Genomic DNA, 5,679 nt, shown 5'->3' with positions numbered 1-5,679 from the left:
GGCAACGGCGAGGTTTTGGCTCCGGTCAGAACAACCGTTTTCGTCCCCTGCCGACGCAGCGCCACTGCGCGCAGCTCACCGCCGCAAATATCCAGACTGATAAAATTACGACGCATCACCCTGCTTCCACCTTTTCGACAAACGTGACCCGGTTGATTTCCTTGAGCGTGGAAATCCCGGTCAGCACTTTTTCGAGGGCCGATTCCCGGAGGAACCGGGTCCCGGACTTTACAGCCGCTTTCTTGAGTTGGGAAATCGGCACCTTTTCGACGATCAGTTCACGCATTTCATCGTTCAAATCGAGCAGCTCGACAATCGCACTGCGCCCCTGGTAGCCCATGCCGTTGCATTCCTTGCAGCCGGCCCCCTCGAAAAAGATATGGTTGCGGTACTCTTCGTAGTCGAGCCCCGACTCTTCCAGGGTCTGTTGGTCATACTGCACCTCATGTTTGCAATGGGGACAGATTTTGCGCACCAGCCGCTGGGCAATGACACAGTTGAGACAGGAAACGAAATTGTAGGCATCGATCCCCATGTGCAGAAACCGGCCCAGCACGTCAAAGACGTTGTTGGCATGCACCGTGGTAAAGACCAGGTGACCGGTCAACGCCGACTGCACGGCGATCTGGGCGGTTTCCGAATCACGGATTTCGCCGACCATGATCTTGTCGGGGTCATGGCGCAGAATCGACCGCAGGCCGCGGGCAAATGTCAGCCCCTTCTTCTCGTTGACCGGGATCTGAACAATCCCCCTGAGCTGATATTCGACGGGATCTTCGATGGTGATGATTTTCTCTTCTTCGTTGTGAATTTCCGACAGAGCCGCATACAGTGAGGTGGTTTTGCCGCTGCCGGTCGGGCCGGTGACCAGCACCATGCCGTAAGGTTCGCGGATCATGCGCCGGAACCGGACCAGTTCGCGCTCGGCGAAGCCGAGAGCCTCGAGGGTGAGGCCCTTGAGGTCCGACGCGATGGTCTCCTTGTCGAGGATACGGATGACGGCGTCCTCGCCAAAGATGCTCGGCATGATCGATACGCGAAAGTCGATGGAACGCCCGCCGATGCGCACCTTGAAGCGACCGTCCTGGGGGATACGCCGCTCGGAGATGTCGAGTTCGCTCATTACCTTGATAAGGGAGATGATTGGCCCCTGGAAACGGCTGTCGAGCGGCTCGGTGGCGCGATACAGAACCCCGTCGATACGGTACTTGATCACCACCCCTTCGAGGGCGGCCTCGATATGGATGTCGCTGGCCCGCTTGTTGAGGGCATCGTAGAGGGTCGAATCGATGAGCCGGATGATCGGGCTGGTGTCGGCGGTGAGCTTTTCCAGGGAAAGGACTTCTTCGCCCTTGTCGGTCTCCTTGACCAACTGCATTTTGAAATCTTCGGAGACCTCGTCCAGCACATGCTTGGTCCCCTCGGATCGTTCGAGAATCTTGACGATCTTGCTTTCAACCGCCACCCGCAGCGAAAGCGACATGTCCAGCAGCAGCTCGAGGCTCTCCCGGGTTGCCACATCGGTGGGATCCGCGATCGCCACCACCATTTCATCTTTGTCACGGCGGATCGGCAGGAAACGGTAACGCATCGCCATCCCGGGCGGCAACGATGCCAGCAGTTCGGGATCGGGGATGAAATCTTCCAGATCGATATAATCCAGGTGAAACTGCTGGGCCAGGGCCTGAACCAGCGCTTCGGCGGAAAAGAACCCTTCAGCGACCCCGGTGGAACCGAAGTTTTCTCCGAGGGTCTTCATCCGCTCCAGCACAAGCTTGATCTCAGCTGGCGTGATGGCTCCCATGGAAACCAGGATTTCACCGATTTTTTTCCGCTCAAAACTCATCAGGACGATTCTCCGCTACAATTAGCGAACGGTGCTGCCCAATTGAAAAATAGGGACATACATGGCCACGATGATCCCACCGATCAGCAGCCCCATGCTCATCATCATAATCGGTTCAACCAGCGTCGTAAGGCGATCCAGCAGACGCTCGACTTCCTCTTCGTAATACTCGGAGACATCGTTGAGCATGTCGGCCAGAGCCCCGGTCGTCTCGCCCACGCCGATCATTCGCAAAGCCAGGCCAGGAAAAAATCCGGTCTGCTCCAGCGAAGACGAAATGGGCATCCCTTCTTCCACCTTCCGAATAGCGTCCATCATGCGGTTCTCGAGCAGACGGTTATTCAGGGTGCCGCGAGCCATCTGCATGGCCTGAACCACCGGGATCCCGCTCGAAAGGGTCGTGGCAAAGGTTCGGCAGAAGCTGGAAATAGCATAATCGCCGAACAGTTTACCGAAAAAGGGCAACAGGAGCTTGGTCCTGTCCACCAGCAGAGTGCCCCGCTCAGTGCGGGCATAGATGCGAATCGCCACTCCCCCGGCGATCAACAGTGGAACGGCGACCGGCAGACTCGCCGTCAGGTTCTCGGTAACCCCGATCAGCACCCGGGTAATCAGCGGCAATTGAGCGTTGGCATCGGCGTAAATCTGGGTGAACCGGGGAACCACAAACAGCATCAGAAAGAGAACGACTGCGATCACCGCAATGCTCAGCAGAATCGGGTAAAAGGCCGCCCCCTTGACCTTGGCCTTGAGTGCCTCGACCCGCTTCTGATAGAGGATAAAACGCGCCAGGGTCACCGGCAGATCCCCGGTTTTCTCCCCGGCCTTAACGGAAGCCACATAGAGCGCCGGGAAAAACCGGGGATATTTACCGAAAGCTTCGGATAAGGCACCGCCGCCCTTGACGTCTTCTCGAATCTCCCGCAGCACATCAAGAATCTGCCCAGGTTCGACCCTCTCGATAATCGTATCCAGAACCTGCAGGATAGGCAAGCCCGAGCGGATCAGAACCAGCAGTTCCTGGTTGAACGAAAGGAAACGACGGCCGCTGAACTGGGTGCGGAAGCTGCCTTTGCGGGAAAAAAGCTGAAACGCCTTTTTTTTGACATAGAAAACGTGAAACCCCTGCTCCTCAAGGCTTTCCTTGAGCAGGTCCCGACTGACCGCTTCGAATTCCCGTTCCACGACCCGGCCATCCGCGGTTCCAATTTTACACAGGTAGCTCGCCATAGTCTGATAAAATACCACAGGCTCCTGTAATTAGAAAGCAAAAGGCAAAAAAACAGCGAGCCGGACGGGGCATATCCGTCCGGCTCGCTGACTGTCAAAAGCTATCGTCAGTACGATTTCGGGTTGTGCTCAACATCGTGGCAATTGAGCAGGCAGGAGCCGTGCCTTGATGCGACCCCCGTCGCCTTGTATTCCAGCTTGTCATCCTCGTTGGGACTGACCACGTCTTCGTCAAAGCGGATCAGATGCTGATACTTGGTGCTCCCGTGGGCATCATGGCAGGTAAAACAGGAGGTCCCCAGCTCATTGGTCGCCGGATTGCCAAGGATGTGCAGGGCATGATAGGGGAAACTTTCATTGCCGAGAATGCTGGCCCGGTCATGGCAGCCATAACAGAGCGCATAGGCATAGGGACTTTCCGGCCGCAGGTCTTCCATTTCGTAATTTCGCACCAGCAACCCGGCATAGTTTGAGCCATGAGGCCCGCGCGGGCCATTCGGGTCGTCGTTGCCGTGACAGCTGCCACAGGTAATGACGGAAACATCCCCCGGCTTTTCTTCTCTTTCGTTGTAGGGCTCCTTGAGGCTGATCACGTAAAGGCTGCGACCTTCGCCCTCGACCGGGTGGAACGACGGATTGGTTGTCTTGAATTCGGCGTGTTTATTGGTCGACTTGGCCGGCAGATTAACGCTTGAGGAGTGACATTTGTAACAGAGCTCGTATTCCTTGTCGATATCGGCCATGAAATTGCCGATCCGGCGCCCGCCAATCCCCCGAAAAGGCCGATCCTTCTCGACCACATGAGGCTCATGACAATCGACGCATTCGGAATGCCGGGCCGCGTTGCTGACCTCCTCCGGAAGCGCCTCAAGCTGCCGGTGCACCCCCTGCCCACTGAGCACCGGGTGACTGTACGTCTTGCGCAACTGATCGCCTATATCGGCCAGTTCGCCACCGATGGTCGAACGCAGATAACCTTGCGAAATCATCGTCTGGCGGTCCTGGGAATCACCGTGGCACTGGAGACAAACCGCCTCTTCCCCGGATATTTTCATGGACATGCCGCGATGGCAGGCCCGGCAGGTTTTGGGAAGCACCGAGCGGTCGCCGTGCGCTCCGCGCAGCATGGTCCGTCCGCCCCCGACAGCCAGGGCCGATTCGAAAGGGACTAGCACCCCCACCATCATCAGCAGCGCGCAAGCCAGCACCCATCTGTTTCCAGTCAGCCTAACTTTCATCGAATCATCTCATTTCATCCAAGAGGATTATCGCGGAAAAGTCCCGGTATGGTTGTCACCAGAACCGATACTCCAGGTCGTCAACTCCGAACCGGGATGACAGGTATTGCAGACATCATTATAGGAATCGGCAGCGGTCGCTGAAATATAGCGCCAGAACGGCGGCACGCCGTCGCCCGCATACTCATCACGATCGTCGTGGGGATCGTGACAGGTCGTGCATTGGATCCGGCTCTGACTGTCGCGCAGCTCAATGGACAGGGACGGCAGGGTATAGCCGGGCTTACCGGCACCCTGGATCGCCGTCAGAACCGCATTGTCATAGACAAAGGAAACCGGGTGGGTCTGGGTCAGGTCGATTTCAAAGCCGAGCGGCATGGAGGCGTTGTTCATAGTGATAGCCCGGTCGAGCAGCGTCCCGATCCCGGTTACGCCATCATGGCAGGACAGACAAAGCTTGGACGCCCCGTTAGGGTAATCGGTGGTATTGTACTGGGCCTGGGGGATGTCCTTGATTTTCAGCGAGGCTGAATTGTACAGCGGGAAGGACCCCATATTGGCCGGGTCCAACCGATTCCAGAGCGGGCCCTGCGCCGACGAACTGTGGGGTGTATGACAGAAGATACAGATCTCCTTGGACCCGAATTCCGAACCGACATCCGCCTTGGTGCGCCCGTGGGTTGCACCGAATGACAGATTGTGTGGATTAAGCGAATCAGAAACCGGACGGCCCTGTGCCAACGGAACCCACAGCGCTAAAAGCCCTGCCAGCAGGGCCACACCAACTCGTTTTTTCATGATGTCTCGCGATCACCTGGTTGAATCAGTGAAATAACCATTCTCAACAGCCGGTAAATCTTGCAATAAAAATACCACCTCGATCACTGTGGCAGATATTCATAGATCTGCACCCGACGATTATAGGTGTCGGCCACGTAAAGCCGGCCCTCCCGGTCGAAAAAAAGCCCGGCCGGAAGGTTGAACTTTCCTGGCCCCTTACCGGACCCACCGAAAAACAACAGCAGGTTTCCGGTCAAATCAAAGACCTGGACATTGTCAAATGCCGCATCGGAGACATAAATGTGGCCTTGGGAATCAACAGCGACCCCCCTCGGCCGGGCAAAATGACCGGGACCATCGCCAATTTCTCCAAAGCTGGCCAAAACTTTCTGATCGGCACCGAACACGACTATCCTGAAATTAAGAGAATCGGTCACATAAACCCGACCACTTTGGTCGACCGTGACATTGGAAGGGCGGTTCAACTCTCCTGCTCCGCATTCCAGTCCGCCGAGGTGAGTACCGTCAGGGGAAAATATTTCGACACACCCCCTAAGTACGTCAACAACATAAAGACGTCCTTGC

General features: G+C 56.6%; 5 protein-coding genes. All 5 read right to left on the bottom strand.

Annotated elements, in window-relative coordinates; genetic code table 11:
- Positions 1-115 precede the first annotated feature (115 nt).
- Entirely contained in the window at positions 116-1,846 is a 1,731-nt protein-coding gene (locus tag ABYV89_RS13960; protein WP_432823555.1) for a GspE/PulE family protein, read from the bottom strand.
- Positions 1,847-1,867: 21 nt separating this feature from the next.
- Positions 1,868-3,031, bottom strand: coding sequence for a type II secretion system F family protein (locus tag ABYV89_RS13955; protein ID WP_432823554.1), 1,164 nt, complete (start codon positions 3,029-3,031; stop codon positions 1,868-1,870).
- A 152-nt stretch (positions 3,032-3,183) separates the two neighbouring features.
- Positions 3,184-4,314 (bottom strand): cytochrome c3 family protein, encoded by a 1,131-nt coding sequence (locus ABYV89_RS13950; protein ID WP_432823553.1) that lies wholly within the window; start codon positions 4,312-4,314, stop codon positions 3,184-3,186.
- Between the two features lie 27 nt (positions 4,315-4,341).
- The gene (locus ABYV89_RS13945) at positions 4,342-5,112 is read right to left on the bottom strand and encodes a hypothetical protein (protein ID WP_432823552.1); all 771 of its coding nucleotides are present in this window, start codon (positions 5,110-5,112) and stop codon (positions 4,342-4,344) included.
- 83 nt (positions 5,113-5,195) lie between these two features.
- A partial coding sequence (locus tag ABYV89_RS13940; RefSeq protein WP_432823551.1) for a 6-bladed beta-propeller occupies positions 5,196-5,679 on the bottom strand: 484 nt, incomplete at its 5' end.

The sequence above is a fragment of the Trichloromonas sp. genome (assembly GCF_041583255.1).
In the GTDB taxonomy this organism is placed as follows: Bacteria; Desulfobacterota; Desulfuromonadia; order Desulfuromonadales; family Trichloromonadaceae; genus Trichloromonas.
The sequence above is the reverse complement of the archived record's forward strand: the minus strand, read 5'-3'. Positions and strand labels throughout refer to the sequence as shown.

Excerpts from the sequence above, each read along its gene's own strand:
- ABYV89_RS13950 (WP_432823553.1), bottom strand. The coding sequence starts at position 4,314 with ATGAAAGTTAGGCTGACTGGAAACAGATGGGTGCTGGCTTGCGCGCTG.
- ABYV89_RS13960 (WP_432823555.1), bottom strand. The coding sequence starts at position 1,846 with ATGAGTTTTGAGCGGAAAAAAATCGGTGAAATCCTGGTTTCCATGGGA.
- ABYV89_RS13945 (WP_432823552.1), bottom strand. The coding sequence starts at position 5,112 with ATGAAAAAACGAGTTGGTGTGGCCCTGCTGGCAGGGCTTTTAGCGCTG.